Here is a 16,433-nt window from a genome sequence, read left to right on the forward strand (position 1 = left end):
TGCTGTTGCAAGAAGTTAATCGGTTAAAATAACGCAATATGATAGAAGAAGACTCCTTAGTAAGTGCAGAGAATCAGGAAAACGAAGCCATTATTATGACTTCGGTTCGCCCTAAATTGCTCAGTGAATATATCGGCCAAAAAGATGTTAAATCTCAGATGTCATTGTTTATTAAAGCTACCAAAAAGCGTGGCGATGCACTGGATCACACCCTAATTTATGGTCCACCAGGGCTGGGAAAAACCACCTTGGCAAATGTGATTGCTAATCAAATGGGTGCAGGGTTTAAGCAAAGTTCTGGCCCTGTATTAGAGCGCTCAGGGGATTTGGCAGCAATACTCACTAAACTTGAACCTTATGATGTGTTGTTTATTGACGAGATTCATCGCCTCAATCCTGTGGTTGAAGAAATTCTATACCCTGCGTTGGAAGATTTTAAACTCGATATTATGGTCGGTGAGGGTATAGCTGCACATTCTGTGCAACTGGAGTTACCACCATTTACTTTGATTGGCGCAACCACGCGTGCAGGTATGTTAACCTCACCACTTAGAGATAGATTTGGCATTGTCCAACGCTTAGCGTTTTATGAAGTCAAAGATTTACAAACAATTGTGGTGCGTTCTGCCGATATTTTAGATATCCAAATAGAGTTAGACGGTGCATTAGAGATTGCTAAGCGTTCTCGTGGCACACCAAGAATTGCGAATCGATTATTACGCCGAGTGCGTGATTTTGCTGATGTTAAAACCAATGGCATCGTGCATCAAGCCATTGCACATGAAGCATTGAGTGAACTCAAGGTAGATGAATTAGGTTTGGAGCAATTAGACAGAGAATATTTATCAATGATAACACAAAAATTTGGCGGTGGCCCAGTGGGCTTGGATACACTTTCAACAGCGATTGGCGAAGATCGTGGCACTTTGGAAGACATGGTAGAGCCCTATTTAATTCAGCAAGGCTTTATTATGCGTACGCCGCGTGGGCGCAGTGCGACCAATCTTGCCTATACACATTTAGGCTTAAAAACCCCTGATGCATCCGCCTCAAGTTTGTTTGATGAATAAAACAAACAAAAATTTTAAACCATAAGATTGTGGCGCTAAACACATGCTAAGAAGCCATTATTTTTACTTTTTGTTGTAAAAAAACTATTTTTTGTATTTTTTTTGCAAAAAAGTGTTGACTTTACAATAAACACTCGTATAATTAACACCATCTTTGCAATTTCGCTGAGATTTTTTTCACAACTTACGGAGTATATAATGAAAAAATTAATGGTCGCTGCAGTAGCAGCAACAATGGCATCAGCATCAATGGCTGATATTTCAATCAAGGGTGATGCGTATCTTCAATATGCTGACAATGGTATTGCACAAAGTGGTAGTAACACTTCAAATCGCAAGCGTGTTAACTTAAATGTCGTTGGTAAATCTGGTGCAACTACAGTGGTTGCTAGTTTTAGAACTGACGATAATGATGCAAATCGTTCTGGCGCTTCTAATTTACATCAATTCTATATTACTACTAAAGTGGGTCCTATCAATGTTAAAGCGGGCGATTTTTATAGTACAATTGGCTTGGGTGCATGGAGTAAGGGTGAGAAAAGCACAGATGCTCTATCTTTATCAACTAAAGTAGGTCCTGTTACTTTAGGTATATATACAACTAATGGAGGAGAGGTTGATACTGTCACTAATACTCCTGATCCTAGTACTGGTATTATTGTTTCTGTCAAGGGTACAAAGCATGTTGCTAGCACAACACATGTTAGCGTTGCTGTTGACATTGCTGGTGCAAAAATTAAAGTAATTGATAACCCTAAGGCTAAATGGACAAACCTTTCTGCTAAGGGTACTTTCGGCGGTATCTTAGTTGCTGCTGAGCATCATAAGCAAAAAGCAGTAGGCACTAATGCTGAACAAAAAGTAACTTTACTTCATGTTGGCGGTAAAGTAGGCGCTGTTAAATGGGATGTTGCTCAGTATAAGAACAAAGACGTTGCTGCAGGCGCTAATGCTAAACTTGCACCATTAGGCTCTATGCTAATCGGTGGAGGTGCTCGTGGTGGTACAGCCACAGCAGTAGCGAGTGTTAATTCGTTTTCTAAAATCTTAGGTGTTGCAGTAAGTGCTAAGGTTGCAGGTAATACACTTAAGGTTATCTACACTAAGAATACATTGAATGCAGGTGGTTTTGCTGATAAGCTAACAGGTGCTGAATTAATACTTACTCGCGCCATATCTGGCGGTAAGTTAACAGCTAACTTGGGCAAGATTAATGGCAGTGATGATGATAGCATGAACGCAACTAACAGAGGTGTTAGATTTGATGTTAAGTTCTAATCTTAGTTAGAAAGTCTGATTTAGTGTCTTAGGGCGCTAAATTAACACTTTAAAAACCCCAGTCTTATTTGAGACTGGGGTTTTTTTTCGTCTCTTATTTTTTTCCTGTTAGCCTCTATGGCGAAATTAAACTTTATTAGGTATTTTATGAAGAAGATAAAATATCCTTATTCTATTTTGTCTCTTTCAAAAAAGTGTTGACCCAAATCCAAAAATAAAACCAAAAAATCCAAAAAATAATTTTCTCACATAAAAAACTACTTTTCAACCAGCCAGTCTATGATTATTACTAACAGTCAACTAATCAGAAGTGTTATAAGCTTGTTCAAACAGTTTTTCATTGGTTTTTCTGATTTTTAGACGAGCGTCGTCCTTACTTAATAAAAGCACTCATGGTACTAAGGCACTAGTTCAGGTTAATACAGGTCTAAATGCCTTGATACTGTTTAATACTTGATTGAGTAAATCATAATATTGTGCTTGGCATTTAACAATCACCTGCCTACCATGTTGAACAACCTTGGCAGCAATAGCGTAAAGACGATGGCGCACATATTTTGCTCTTTTATTGGCAAACTCAAGCGGTAGCAGTTGTCGCATTAAAGCAAACAAATTGTAAGACAGGCTACAAATATCAAAATACAAGGCATTGGCATTAAAATCAGCGCAAGGCATTTGTCTTGCACCAAAGTCATTCTTTAACTCTTTAATGCGGTTTTCACTGTCTTCACCTCGTTGGTTGTAAAAATGGATAATCTCACTATCAGTTAAACCCTCAAGATTAGTGGCAATGGCTCGATAAACATATTCACCAATAGCAAGACTTTGGTCGCTGTCATTAATAGCATTATTTATATCTACACCTAAGTCCATCTCGCTCTGCCCTTTGATTAACTTTCTTTGCACCACTAAATCAAAAACGGATCCATCTTTGCCGATAAAGTGTTGCATTCTAAAGGCTTCTTGTGCCTTAATTGTTTTGCCATCTTTGTTACGCAAAGCTTGCCAATTATTATTTTTGTCAATGATAATATCTTTGAGGGATTTGCACATCTTTGCCCTGATGGCAAACCCGATGTTTTTGTCAAAACAAAAATCAATAATGCCAGCTTGATAGCTTGCACCGTCAATGCGTAGTTTGTTGACTTTAACACCTTTTGGTAGTGCCTTTTGACAGTGTTTAATAAACTCAAGATTATCTTTTGCTGGAGAAGTATTGCCTTGCCTAAAGTCAGTGGCAACAATCTGAGAGGTTTGCGCAATGTGTCCTACCATGGGCATGTAGCCTTTGTTGCCTTTATAAGTCCACTGAGCACTTGTTTTATTAGCAATCACTTCAGAGGCGTCAATATCAAGTGTAATGTTTTTGCAATTGCATAAGGCAGCACTAAGTAAAGTTTTGTTAATTTTTGATAAAGCTTTAATACCTTGATTGTCTTTACCCAAATGTCTTAGCCAAGTGCCGATGGCTTGCGTGGTTGGTGTTTGTTGGTTAATCAGCATACCCAAGGCTTTGTCTTTGGCAATATGAGTAACATCGTCTAAGCACTTACCACCTTCATGCTGGCTTAATACTAAGGTGTTGATAAAGATTGAGGCTTTAAGGGCACGATTGCTGCCTAGTGCTGGGAAGTGCTTGTCAATGACATTGGATAAATTAAGTGTGTTAATTGTATGGGCAGTGGCAAGTAGTCCAATACGAGAGGTTAAAAGTTCTTTGGTAGTATCAAGTTTGTAGTTTAAGATATCCATAAACGCAGTAAAGTTTAGTTGTGTATAAAAAAGGTGTTGTTATCTTTTTGTTTTCACCCAATGGGTGAAACAGTTTTTTGGTTAAAACTATTATACCAACTGGGCTTGCTGTGTTTTTTTAGTTTCTATTTTTGGATTGGGGGTTGACTTTGATGTAAGTATTCGTATAATTGGCACTATCTTTGCAATTTTGCGGGGTTTTTTCACAACTTATGGAGTATGTAATGAAAAAATTAATGGTCGCTGCAGCAGTGATAACAATGGCATCAGCATCAATGGCTGATATTTCAATCAAGGGCGATGCGTATCTTCAATATGCTGACAATGGTATTAGTGTCAGTGGTAGTGATACTAAAAATAGCAAGCGTGTTAACTTAAATGTCATTGGCAAATCTGGTGCAACTACAGTGGTTGCTAGTTTTAGAACTGACGATGAAACTGCAGCTCGTTCTGGAGCTTCTAATTTACATCAATTCTATATTACTACTAAAATTGGTCCTGTTAATGTTAAAGCGGGTGATTTCTATAGTACAATTGGTTTGGGTGCATGGAGTAAGAGTGAGAAAAGCACAGACGCTTTATCTTTATCAACTAAAGTGGGTCCTGTTACTTTAGGTATGTATACAACTAATGGAGGAGATGTTGATATTATTGAAGGTGCTGAGATCAATGGTGCTGTTACTTTCACTTCTGTTACTAGGCATATTGCCAGCACAACACATGTTAGCATTGCTGCCAAAATTGCTGATGTAAAAGTTAAAGTAATCAACAACCCTAAGGCTAAATGGACAGACCTTTCTGTTAAGAGTACTTTTGGCGGTATCTTAGTTGCTGCTGAGCATTTTAAGAAAAAATCAGTCAATGGTGATGTTCCAGAAAAAGTAACTTTACTTTATGTTGGCGGTAAAGCAGGTGCTATTAAATGGGATGTTGCTCAGTATAAAAACGAAGATTCTGATGCAGGCGACAACGCTAAATTTGCACCATTAGGCTCTATGCTGGTCGGTGCAAGTGCTCGTGGTGGCACACAGACAGCAGTAGCGACTGTCGGTGATTTCTCTAAAATCTTAGGTGTTGCGCTAAGCACTAAGGTTGCAGGTAATACAATTAAGGCTATCTACACTAAGAATACACTGGGTGCAGCTGATAAGGTGACAGGTGCTGAATTAATTCTTACTCACGCTATGTCTGGCGGTAAGTTAACAGCTAACTTGGCTAAGCTTAGTGGTGCTAATTTTGATGCCATGAACGGAACTAACAAAGGTATTAGATTTGATGTTAAGTTCTAATCCTAGTTAGAAGTCTGATTTAGTGTCTTTAAGGTGCTAAATTAACACTTTAAAAACCCCAGTTTTATTTGAACTAGGGTTTTTTTTCGCCTCTTATTTTCCCCTGTTGGTCTCGTATGATATTACGATATAACCTTATGAAGAAGATAAAATATCTCTATACTTTGTAGTCTTACTGGTTGCAACCACTACGCTGATCTGGTAAAAGACTTTAAAAAAATGCTAAAATTAAACACTTATAATTAATAATGAAGATTTGTTCAATGAATGAGATAAATATTAGAGTTTATTATGAAGATACAGACAGCGGCGGTGTGGTGTATTATGCCAATTACCTAAAATTTATTGAAAGAGGGCGTAGTGAGTATTTGCGTGATTTGGGTTTTGAGCAAGATGTGCTTATTGCCAAGCATAATACGATTTTTGCTGTTCGTAGGCTTAATGCACAGTATCATCTACCTGTAAAATTTAATGATTTATTAACGGTGCAAACTTTGATTAAAAAAGTAGGGTGTGCCAGTTTGATTTTTACACAGAAAATAATGCATTCAGGGCAAAATCAGGTATTATTCGAAGCGCAAGTAACTGTGGCGTGTTTACATGCTGATAGTTTTAAGCCTTGCGGTATTCCACTTATGATAAAGGAGAAAATAGATGGATAATATTACTATTGTTAATAGTGCTAGTGTCAATGATAGTATTAGTATTTTAGGTTTGATTGTGGAGGCTGATTTTGTCGTACAATTGGTGATGCTGATTTTGGTGACGATGAGTATTTATTCCTGGACTGTTATTTTATCTAAAAAGAAAATTTTATTGAATTCTAAAAGGGATATTAAAAACTTTTCTGCGTATTTTTCAACAGATAAAGCACTCAACGAGTTACAATCTCAAATACCAAGTAGCGGCACAATGGCAGATATTTTTTCTTCAGGTTATAAGGAGTTTACCCACTTAGAATTGGGTGACAAGCAAGCAAATGCTGAGCGTGCTTACCGCCTGATGAACACTACAGCGAATAGTGAGATTGAGCGTCTAGATAGTAATTTGAGTATTTTGGCCATGATTGCCTCTTCAAGTCCGTATATTGGTTTATTTGGTACAGTGTGGGGTATTATGCATTCTTTTATTGGTTTAGCGTCTGTCAAACAGGCAAGTATTGCGGTAGTTGCACCAGGTATTGCCGAGGCACTCATTGCAACTGCCTTTGGTTTGTTTGCCGCGATTCCAGCGACCATTGCTTACAATCGTCTGTCATCTAAAATTGGTGATATCAGTCATCAATACACCGCCTTTATTGAAAAAATGTTTGTCATATTCCAAAGATAATATGATAGCACTACCAAAACGCACTAGAGCAGACGCAGATGCGAATATTAATATTGTTCCCTATATTGATGTAATGTTAGTGTTGTTGGTGATTTTTATGATGACTACGCCTATTCTTGAACAAGGCATTGAAGTAGATTTACCTAATGCTGACACAAAGGCGGTAGATTTTACTGAGCAACAGCCGAGCATTATTAGTATTAATCGTGATGGTGAATATTTTATCAATTCTATAACAGGTGCCAAGCCTGAGCGTTTGTCAGTAGGCAAGATTGCCGCACGCGTGCAGGCTAGATTGCAGGTTTTTCCAAAGATGAGGGTTTTTGTTAGAGGTGACCAGGAAGTTGCTTATGGTGCAGTGATTGCATTAATGGCTTTCTTGCAAAAAAATGGTGTTGAAAAAGTTGGTATTGTAACCGAGTCAGATGAGTAGTTATATGCAAGACTTTATTCAAAAAATCAGATTACCTAAGATTGCTAAACACCATCCAGTTGCTTTTTCTGTGGCTATGGCATTACATCTTGTGCTGTTTGTTGGCTTGCTTTTTTCTAGTGTGCAGCGTGTAGAGCAAGAGCCAGAAGAGAGGCTTAAAAAAGTCAATTCTAGAGCCATCCCGAAAGCGGTAACGGTTGATTTGAGTGAAATTAAGAAAGAAACACAACGATTACTTGATGGGCAAAAAAAGAAACAAGCAAAACTCAAGCGTGAACAAAGGCGCTTAAAAGAGTTAGAAGATAAGCGTTATCAAAAACAAAGAAAAATCAATAAACTTAAGGCCAAGGTAAAAAAAGAAAAGCAAGCCAAAGCACTTGCTGAGAAAAAAGCTAAAGAGGCTGAGAGAAAAAGAAAAATAGCTGAGAAAAAAGCTAAAACCGCAGAAAAGAAAAAACAAAAAATTGTAAAACAGCGTAAAGCCGAAGCCAAAAAGTTTAAAGAAGAACAAAGAAGGCGCGATCTGACTAAGGCGTCTCAGTTAAAAGAAGCGCAAAAGATAAAAGACGCTCAGAAAAGTATTTTGGATGAACTTAAGGTAAACTACATCACTCAAATTGCTTCAAGAGTTAACAGTCAATGGCGTTATTCAGGCGCAAAAGATGATTGGACTTGTGAAGTGCATATTGTGCAAGATAAGGGCGGTGTTGTTAAAAGTGTTAAATTAAAATCTTGCAATGTTGACAACAAAAGCAGAGAAACATCTTTTAAAAACTCGATTATACGAGCAGTAAACAAAGCCTCACCATTACCGAGTGCGCCAGATAAGAGTATTTTTGAGCGTAATATAATATTTAATTTTTATCAAAATAGAAGCTTAAAAAAATGACTGAAGAACAAAAAAATCAATTAACATTTAGCTTGACGCAAGTAATGGAAAATTGGCAATTGGCGGATCAAGAACAAATCACTTTGTTGGGTTTAAAGTCAATCAAGCCAAGGCATTTGTATTTATATAGAAGGGGTGATAAGTCTTTTGATTTTGATGAGACTTCAATTAAGCGCGCTGAAATGATTTTAGGTATTCATGAGTCTTTAGGCACGACTTACCCAGCTAATCGCGATTATGCGAGCTTGTGGTTGAAGCGAGGCGTTAAAAAATTTAAGCACAAAGCACCATTAGAATTAATGTTGAGCGGTGAAGTGGGCATGAAACGCGTTTGGCATTTCTTAGATTGCACACAAGGTTGGAGAGATTAATCTAATGGAAAAAGAAAAAATAAACTTGGTTGAAATGCGAATACAAGGTGAGGCATTTTATGCGCTTAAAGTACCGAGCAAAAACACCGAAAAACTCTTTGATGAAATTACCAGTTTACTAGAAGTTGATAAAGATAAGTTTCAGTATGCACCGGTTGTTTTAGAGATTGAAAATAAGCATTTTCAAGCAAATGAATTGGCAGTATTGATAGAGATATTAACGCAAAACAACATGGTGACCATCGGCATTCGCTCGGAAGTGAAAGAGTTGATTGATTTTGCTAGGTTTTCAGGTTTGGTAGTATTTGATAAGCCAGCTGTGACATTAGAAGAAGATAAAAAACTTAAGCAGTTGAATAAAGAAGTAAAATCTAAGTCTATACCAGTATCTAAAGTAGCACAAAACGAAAAACATCGTTTACCCAAAATTGTGATTAATGAAGTTGCCTCATCAGAGCAGGTTTTTGCTAAAGACAGTGATTTGGTATTATTGGGACTTGTCAAGTTTGATGGAGAAGTGATATCACATGGCTGTATTTCTGCTTATAGGGAGGTATGTGGCAAGGTATTTGCAGGTGTAGATGGTGACGAAAATGCCACTATTTTTATTCACTCGTTTAATGCACAGTTGGTTGCCATTGCGGGTATTTACAAACAATTTGAAGTGGTGCCAAATAAGCTAAAAGGACACTCGGTGATGATTGATTTAAAGGATGGAAAGTTAAGATTTCAAATAGTTAAATAACATGAATACACAAGATTTTTTATTAGAACTTGGCACCGAAGAATTGCCACCTAAATTACTAAAACAACTGTCAAACTCACTCAGTAGTAATTTGACCAAGCAACTCAACGAGTTGAATTTGTCTTTTGATAAGGCTACATCTTTTGCTACACCAAGACGCCTAGCAGTTTTGGTTAATAATTTACAATGTCAGCAAGAAGACCAAATTATCGAGCGCAAAGGTCCAGCGCTTAGTGCGCCTACACAGGCGATTGAAGGCTTTGCCAAATCTTGTGGTGTGGCAATTGATGCCTTAGATAAAAAAGCACTTAAAGGCACGGATTATTATTTTTTCACACAAGAGAAAAAAGGCTCAAAAACGCAAGATTTGTTAGAAAATATTGTTGACACAGCGATTAAAAATATCCCTATTACTCGTGCAATGCGTTGGGGTGATTTAGACTTTAATTTTGTGCGTCCTGTGCATTGGCTGGTCATGATACTGGGTAGCGACATAGTCAAGGCAAATATTATGGGTCTTGATAGTGGCAATAGCACTCGTGGACTGCGTTTTACGGGTGAGCAGGTATTTAGCATTAATAATGCCAAAGATTATCAAAAAACTTTGCTTGATAAGGCGCAAATTGAAGTAGATTTTGACCTTCGAAAGCAAGCCATTCGTAATCAAGTGATGCAAGTAGCGAGTGAGAATAACGCAACGGCTGTTATTGATGAATCCTTATTGGATGAAGTTTGTGCTTTAGTTGAATACCCTTGTGCATTTTCAGGGAGCTTTGACGAAAGATTTTTAAAAGTGCCAGAAGAAGCGTTGATTTCTGCGATGAAATCACATCAAAAATATTTTCACATGATAGACGATGAGGGTAGATTATTGCCTGCATTTATCTCGGTGGCAAATATTGAATCTAGCGATTTATCGGTGATTGTTGATGGTAATGATCGTGTCATTCGTCCACGATTAACCGATTCAGAGTTTTTCTGGGAGCAAGATAAATCAAGGACTTTAGAGTCTAGAATTGCAAAACTAGACAGTGTGTTGTTTATGGATGGACTTGGCTCAATGGGTGAGAAAGCCAAACGCATTGGAACATTATCTACCTATATTGCTGATATTATTGGTGCAAATACAAAGCACAGTGCCCGCGCAGGACTGCTATCAAAAACAGATTTAATCACGGATATGGTGGGTGAATTTTCTGATTTGCAAGGGGTGATGGGTGGATACTATGCACTTAATGATGGTGAAGACCCTGTGGTTGCAAGTGCTATTAGTGAGCATTATCACCCAAGGTTTTCAGGCGATACATTGCCCTGTACAAAAGAGGGTTTATGTGTTGCAATTGCTGATAAAGTTGATAGTATTGTGGGTATTTATGGTATTGGGCATAAACCCACTGGCTCAAAAGACCCTTATGCGCTCAAGCGTTCGGCGTTGGGTTTGTTACGGATGATGATTGAGTCAAAATCACAGTTGGATTTGTTTAAATTGATTCGTGAATCAGTTAAGTTGTATGAATTTGGCGAAGAAATTATTCAAGAAATTTATGATTTTATTGTTGGTCGTTTAGAGATGTATTACCAAGAACAAGGCATTGATAAATCAGTTGTAAGGGCTGTATTAGCAATAAAAAGCTCTAGCAATGTTACTTATGATTGGCACTTACGCATTAAAGCAATATACAAATTTGTGCAAAATGAAGATTCAAAAAGTTTGATTGAGGCTAACAAGCGTATTGTAAGTATATTTAAAGATATTAGTTCTGAAGATATGGCTGGTGGATGTAATCATTCATCTAAAGGTATAAGTAGAAGGACAGATGGTAGCGACATAAATACTTATAGAGATATAGAGTTTACCAATCAATTTGATGAAAATCTTTTAAATGCATATATGAAACTCTGGAGAAAAATAGATAAAGATCAACAAGATTATTTAGTTATCATAGATGCTCTTTTAGAATTGAAACCTGCTATTGATGATTTTTTTAATAATGTTAGGGTGCTTGATGACGATTTAGAGCTTAGAAGGGATAGAGTTTGTTTGCTTTGGGCGATGAGAGATTCGTTTTATTCTATTGCTAATTTTTTATATTTGTCAAAATAATGAAGGCACTTATTCAGCGAGTGAGCAAGGCAAAGGTAGAAGTTGACGGTCAAATTGTCGGACAAACTAAACAAGGGGTTTTGGTTTTTTTAGGGTTTGAAAAAAACGACGAAAAACCACAAGTTGATAAAATGATTAAGAAGTTATTGGCTTATCGGGTGTTTACTGATGCGCAAGGAAAAATGAATTTATCGGTTGTTGACATTAATGGCGGTGTGCTTGTGGTGTCCCAATTCACTTTAGTGGCGGATACTAAATCAGGCACGCGTGCTGTTTTTTCCACAGCAAAACCGCCAGTATTGGCAGAAGAGCTCTATGATTATTTTTTAAGTAGAATCAAGCTTGCCCATTCAACAGTTGCCAGTGGTATTTTTGGTGCTGATATGCAAGTGTCACTTACCAATGATGGGCCAGTTACTTTTTTGCTAAAATGTTGAGCGTTTAAATGTTAGATTTTATTAACAAACTTATTATTGAATACGAAGAGATGTTGCTAATAGTAGGCATTATTTCAGGGATTGTTTTTGTTGTTAGTCTTTTGGCAATGCCTTTTTTATTGGGGAAAATTCCTGTGGATTATTTTTCCCAGAGTAATCAGTGTAAGCGTGATTGTAATTTTGTTGTTGCCACGATTAAAAACCTTGTTGGCTTAGTGTTGTTACTTGCTGGCATTATTATGCTAGTTACACCAGGTCAAGGTATTATTTCTATTTTGTTGGGTTTATTTTTGATGGAATTTCCTGGTAAACGCAAGTTAGAATTAAAATTGATTAGCAATGATACAACTTTTCAAGCAATTAATTGGTTACGCAACAAAGCAGGAGCGCCGCCCTTAGAGCGGTAAGTAAAACGATGATAAAAATGTATGGTATAAAAAATTGCGACACCATCAAAAGAGCGGGTAAGTTTTTGGAGGATCAGGGTGTTGACTTTGAATTTATTGATTTTCGTCAAACCCCTATTGATGTACAAACCTTACAAAGTTTTATTGATGGGGTAGGGTGGGATAAGCTTATTAATAAACGCTCTACTACTTATCGAAATCTGAATAATGATGAAAAACAAAACATCACTTTAGCGCTAACATTAAAAAACCCGACACTGATCAAACGCCCTGTTTTAGTAACAAAAGAGGGTGTTAGTGTTGGGTTTGATAAAGTCCTTTATCAGCGTTTAGTCTGATGATTTTTCTTCTTTTTGCTTGGTGATTTCTGAGTGAACCTTTTCCATGTCTAAGGCTTGTGCCTTTTTAATAACCGCTTCTAAATCGGCACCCGACATTGCACCAGGTTGAGAGAAGATCGCAACTTTCTCTCTGAAAATCATTAAAGTTGGAATTGAACGAATTTGAAATCTACCTGCTAATTCTTGTTCATCTTCAGTATTAACTTTTGCAAAAACAACAGTGTCAATCTTCTCAGAAATTTCATCATAAGTAGGTGCAAACTGCTTGCAAGGACCACACCACGGCGCCCAAAAATCTAAAATAACAATGTCATTTTTTTGGATTGTTTCGTCAAAATTGTCTTTGTTGAGTTCTAATACTGCCATGATTCTATCCTTATAAATAAAAGCCACTATTATATCAACACTGATAAAATAATTTGTATGAAAATTTTAGGGATTGATCCCGGTTCAAGAGTAACAGGCTTTGGTTTGATTGAGGCTTCAAGTCTCAAATTTAGCTATCTTGCCAGTGGTTGCATTCGCACTAAAGGTGAATTAACACAGCGTATCACTACTATTTTTGAAGGTATTAGCGAAATTGTTATAAAATATCAGCCCGATATTGTGGTGATTGAGCGAGCGTTTATGCGACCTGATCGCCCCAATCCAGATGCCGCTATCAAATTAGGTCATGCGCGCGGTGCAATTATCTCAGCAGTGGGGTCTCGTAATATTCCTATGGTGGAATATAGCCCTAATCAAATTAAAAAAGCAATTGTTGGCAAAGGTCATGCTGCTAAAGACCAAGTGAGTTATATGGTGTGTGAGTCTTTAAAGCTTAACAAAGCGCCACAAGAGGATGCAGCGGATGCATTAGCGGGTGCGATATGCCACGCCTATCATTGTCTTTAACTTCGTATTTTTGATAATCCGCCTTAGATAAAAGAAAAATACCCTCTAAAGTTTGTCATCTTGTAGAAATAATGATTTAACTAAAATAAACTTTAATTTTGCCAAATTCTGGCAACTTAGCAACCACTTCAGTGAGTTTGACTAAAATGTCATTATGACTTCTATTGGTTGATAGGCAGCTGACTGGTAAAAAGAAATCCACGTGAATCTTGCCATCAAGATAGTGTAATTGGATGCGCTCTATTTCACCATCACATTCATTATTGAATAACGCCTTGTTGAGAATACCGAGCGCTTCTGCGCGCTCAGGTAGATGCTCACAAGGTGCTGCTGCCTCATCGTCTTCGGGGTCAATATGCACGGTAACATCAGATAAATCTTTTAAACATTCTTTGGCGACTCGTTCAACGCTAACACTGATAATATGTCCCTCGCTAACACTTAAAAATGGATCAACTTGTACATGCACATCAGCTGAAATAGCACTACCAATTTTTCGTGTGCGTAGTGAATGTACGCTGTTCACACCGCTAATCATACCAATTGCATTTTTAACTTGTTCGACTTTCTCAGCGTCAATTGAAGTGTCGACCAATTCTTTGACTGCACCTGTGCCTAATTTCCAAGCAATATAAAGAATCATTAAACCAACTACGATAGCAGCAATGCCATCTAAATAGCGATAACCGTTCAAGCTACCTAAAATACCTATAAGTACCACAATAGAGGATAAAGCATCTGATCGATGGTGCCAAGCGTTGGCTTTAAGTATATCTGATTTATAGGTTTTGGCCACTTTTAAGGTATACCAATATAGTATCTCTTTAGAAAAAATGGAGAGCGTAGCAACGCTTAAAAGTAGCGTGTTGTGCGAAAGAGAGCTTGGATTGTTTAAGCGTTCAAAACCATCAATAATAATACCAATAGCAACAATGGCCAAAATGATTGCCAAACCTAGTGTGGCAACAGTCTCAAAGCGTTCGTGACCATAAGGATGCTCTTCGTCAGCTTCTTCGGCAGAGTGTTTGGTGGCGTATAGTACTACGCCATCAGACAACAAATCTGAGAACGAATGGATGCCATCAGCGATGAGTGCGCTAGAATTGCCAAGCACACCAGCAATAATTTTAAAAATAGCAAGGAAAAAATCAACAATCGCACCAATGATTGTAATTTTTTGACTGGCTTTTGTGCGCTTATTAAAAGTAATACTCGTTTAGATTATTATCATTAAGTAATGCAGCAAGTGCATTAGCATTAGCAGCATTAGTCACAGTTAGATTGATAAGCATGTCTGCGGTAGAACTACCTACTGTTCCTGATTCTAAGCCATCGTGCTTAATATAAAGCTTAACATTGTTATCACCATCAGCTTCGGCGTGAATATATTTAGCTAAATTAGTAGCGATATCTGAAGTATTGAAATCCATTACATCTTTAAGATTTAAACGGTCCACTGTAGAGCCAATAAAATGGAAGTTAGTAATAGTATCACCACCGCTGGCAATCGTACTATCTGTAACAGCACCATATAAAAAAACATCGTTAGAGCTACCAAGGCCTAGACCACCTGTGAGGGTATCAGCACCTTCACCCCCATAGATAATAGCATTACCGCCTGTACCGCCGTTAATAATGTCATCACCAGCATCACCATAAATAATATTATAACTACCACCACCGTTGATGTTATCATTGCCAGCACCACCATGAAGAATATTAAAACTACCACCACCGTTGATGTTATCATTGCCAGCACCACCATGAAGAATATTAAAACTGCTACCACCGTTGATATTATCATTGCCAGCACCACCATAGATAATAGTATTACCGCCTGTACCGCCTTTAATAATGTCATCACCAGTACCACCAAAAATAATATTACTGCCACCATCACCGTTAATATTATCATCGCCAGCACCTCCATAGATAATAGCATTACCGCCTGTACCGCTGTTAATAATGTCATTACCAGTACCACCATAGATTGTATCGTGACCAGTACCGCCATTGATAGTATCATCACCTGCCCCACCAATCAATGTTTCGCTACTAGTGCCGTTTAAGGTATTACCAGTAGTAACATTGATTATCTGGGTAGTATTTACAATTCCGTTAGTAGATGTCGTAATATTGGCAGCAATTGAAATATTACCTGCATCATCAATAGCATAAAGTTTGTAAGCACCCTCCACTAGACCTGAGGTGTCTAGGTTTTGTGTAGTGTTAGCAATGTTAATTGTAACTTTAGCTCCTGTGTTTTTCTTTACTGCCATCTCAAGTTTGTCAAGTGTGCTAATGTTCTCACCCTCCTTAATCAAGTAAGCAGTCCCAACTTCTGAGCTTTTCACAGATATGATTGCACTTTCTAAAACTTTTGCACTATTCATCTGAGTAATCGGGGCAGTGCCGTCAATGCCAAACAGTTGGACATTGTTAATTTTTTGTCCTTCTGCAGAAAATGCAGAATCAAAATTTAGCGTCTCAGTGGAGACGACTGTTGATGTGTATATCAACATGTTATTTTTATAATATTTAACCTCTGTGCCTATTCTCTCGATTTTAAAGATGTCATTTTCTGCGAATCCTCCGTTGAAGTTACTAGCTTTTTCATTACCTTGTTCGTAGATATCAAGCGTGCCATCAGCATCAAGATAAATCGCATAGGCGATATTTTTATAGCCACTATCATCACGATCTAGACCCACATTGCTATTAGATAATCCAATTACAACACCTTGACTGCTTGTACCAGCTGCCGCTGTAAAAGTCAATGCACCGTTACCTTTAAAACCCTGATTAGAGAAGGACCCCGCATTACCCCAGCCCGAATCAGCTGTTAAATTAACACAAGTAAAGTCGTTACCATTTACCACAACTCTGTGATTAGTAAATTCAGTGATTAAATTATTATTATTATTAATAGTAAGAGCAGAGGTGGTGGTAATATTTGAGGCTATGGATGTTGGGGAAAGCGCTAAGTTGCCATTAGTAATTAATTCAGCCAACAATGTACTGGTATAGGCAATATTTTCCAAAGTAATGGTTACTGAATTACCCAATACTCTAGTGCCATCATGATCAATAGTCA

18 protein-coding genes are annotated in these 16,433 nt (G+C 37.6%); 14 read left to right on the top strand and 4 right to left on the bottom strand.

Features of this window, described 5'->3' with window-relative positions:
• The first annotated feature begins 38 nt into the window (after positions 1-38).
• Positions 39-1,070 (top strand): Holliday junction branch migration DNA helicase RuvB, encoded by a 1,032-nt coding sequence (ruvB, locus tag BHECKSOX2_RS08145; protein ID WP_139683174.1) that lies wholly within the window; start codon positions 39-41, stop codon positions 1,068-1,070.
• A gap of 198 nt (positions 1,071-1,268) precedes the next feature.
• A complete protein-coding gene (locus BHECKSOX2_RS08150) occupies positions 1,269-2,348 on the top strand; it encodes a hypothetical protein (protein WP_245391355.1) in 1,080 nt (359 codons plus the stop codon).
• A 411-nt stretch (positions 2,349-2,759) separates the two neighbouring features.
• Here the strand turns inward: BHECKSOX2_RS08150 and BHECKSOX2_RS08155 are convergent, their stop codons facing one another.
• Positions 2,760-4,100 (bottom strand): IS1380 family transposase, encoded by a 1,341-nt coding sequence (locus tag BHECKSOX2_RS08155; protein WP_139683175.1) that lies wholly within the window; start codon positions 4,098-4,100, stop codon positions 2,760-2,762.
• 224 nt (positions 4,101-4,324) lie between these two features.
• On the opposite strand from BHECKSOX2_RS08155, the gene BHECKSOX2_RS08160 reads away from it, so the two are divergent.
• From BHECKSOX2_RS08160 to BHECKSOX2_RS08210, 11 genes are all read left to right on the top strand, one after another.
• The gene (locus BHECKSOX2_RS08160; protein ID WP_245391356.1) at positions 4,325-5,389 is read left to right on the top strand and encodes a hypothetical protein; all 1,065 of its coding nucleotides are present in this window, start codon (positions 4,325-4,327) and stop codon (positions 5,387-5,389) included.
• 263 nt (positions 5,390-5,652) lie between these two features.
• Positions 5,653-6,051 carry a tol-pal system-associated acyl-CoA thioesterase gene (ybgC, locus tag BHECKSOX2_RS08165; protein WP_280953244.1) on the top strand — a complete coding sequence of 133 codons (399 nt, stop codon included), beginning with the start codon at positions 5,653-5,655 and terminating at the stop codon, positions 6,049-6,051.
• Positions 6,044-6,718, top strand: a complete 675-nt coding sequence (gene tolQ / locus BHECKSOX2_RS08170; RefSeq protein WP_139683177.1) for a protein TolQ — start codon at positions 6,044-6,046, stop codon at positions 6,716-6,718. Before ybgC ends, tolQ begins: the two co-directional genes overlap by 8 nt.
• A 1-nt stretch (position 6,719) precedes the next feature.
• A complete protein-coding gene (tolR, locus tag BHECKSOX2_RS08175) occupies positions 6,720-7,151 on the top strand; it encodes a protein TolR (protein ID WP_139683178.1) in 432 nt (143 codons plus the stop codon).
• Positions 7,144-8,040, top strand: a complete 897-nt coding sequence (gene tolA / locus BHECKSOX2_RS08180) for a cell envelope integrity protein TolA (protein WP_245391357.1) — start codon at positions 7,144-7,146, stop codon at positions 8,038-8,040. Before tolR ends, tolA begins: the two co-directional genes overlap by 8 nt.
• Positions 8,037-8,411, top strand: a complete 375-nt coding sequence (locus tag BHECKSOX2_RS08185; RefSeq protein WP_090716382.1) for a DUF2384 domain-containing protein — start codon at positions 8,037-8,039, stop codon at positions 8,409-8,411. Before tolA ends, BHECKSOX2_RS08185 begins: the two co-directional genes overlap by 4 nt.
• A gap of 4 nt (positions 8,412-8,415) precedes the next feature.
• Complete coding sequence (gene minC, locus BHECKSOX2_RS08190) at positions 8,416-9,156, top strand: septum site-determining protein MinC (RefSeq protein WP_139683179.1); 741 nt, start codon at positions 8,416-8,418, stop codon at positions 9,154-9,156.
• Between the two features lies 1 nt (position 9,157).
• Positions 9,158-11,260 (top strand): glycine--tRNA ligase subunit beta, encoded by a 2,103-nt coding sequence (gene glyS / locus BHECKSOX2_RS08195; RefSeq protein ID WP_139683180.1) that lies wholly within the window; start codon positions 9,158-9,160, stop codon positions 11,258-11,260.
• The gene (gene dtd, locus BHECKSOX2_RS08200) at positions 11,260-11,697 is read left to right on the top strand and encodes a D-aminoacyl-tRNA deacylase (protein ID WP_139683181.1); all 438 of its coding nucleotides are present in this window, start codon (positions 11,260-11,262) and stop codon (positions 11,695-11,697) included. Before glyS ends, dtd begins: the two co-directional genes overlap by 1 nt.
• Before the next feature lie 8 nt (positions 11,698-11,705).
• Positions 11,706-12,104, top strand: coding sequence for a PGPGW domain-containing protein (locus BHECKSOX2_RS08205; RefSeq protein WP_139683182.1), 399 nt, complete (start codon positions 11,706-11,708; stop codon positions 12,102-12,104).
• Between the two features lie 8 nt (positions 12,105-12,112).
• Entirely contained in the window at positions 12,113-12,442 is a 330-nt protein-coding gene (locus BHECKSOX2_RS08210) for a Spx/MgsR family RNA polymerase-binding regulatory protein (RefSeq protein WP_139683183.1), read from the top strand.
• On the opposite strand, the gene trxA is transcribed toward BHECKSOX2_RS08210, so the two are convergent.
• Positions 12,434-12,811: a thioredoxin gene (gene trxA, locus BHECKSOX2_RS08215; protein WP_139683184.1), complete on the bottom strand. Its 378-nt coding sequence runs from the start codon at positions 12,809-12,811 to the stop codon at positions 12,434-12,436. The genes BHECKSOX2_RS08210 and trxA overlap by 9 nt on opposite strands.
• Before the next feature lie 57 nt (positions 12,812-12,868).
• Between trxA and ruvC the strand changes: the two genes are divergently transcribed.
• Complete coding sequence (gene ruvC / locus BHECKSOX2_RS08220) at positions 12,869-13,339, top strand: crossover junction endodeoxyribonuclease RuvC (RefSeq protein ID WP_090716365.1); 471 nt, start codon at positions 12,869-12,871, stop codon at positions 13,337-13,339.
• 76 nt (positions 13,340-13,415) lie between these two features.
• Here ruvC and BHECKSOX2_RS08225 read toward each other — a convergent pair whose 3' ends face one another.
• The gene (locus BHECKSOX2_RS08225) at positions 13,416-14,549 is read right to left on the bottom strand and encodes a cation diffusion facilitator family transporter (RefSeq protein WP_139683185.1); all 1,134 of its coding nucleotides are present in this window, start codon (positions 14,547-14,549) and stop codon (positions 13,416-13,418) included.
• On the bottom strand, positions 14,539-16,433 hold a 1,895-nt coding region (locus tag BHECKSOX2_RS08230; protein ID WP_180323721.1), incomplete at its 5' end, for a calcium-binding protein. The genes BHECKSOX2_RS08230 and BHECKSOX2_RS08225, both read right to left, overlap by 11 nt.

Origin of the sequence: thiotrophic endosymbiont of Bathymodiolus puteoserpentis (Logatchev) (genome assembly GCF_900127505.1) — a bacterium.
GTDB lineage: Bacteria > Pseudomonadota > Gammaproteobacteria > PS1 > Pseudothioglobaceae > Thiodubiliella.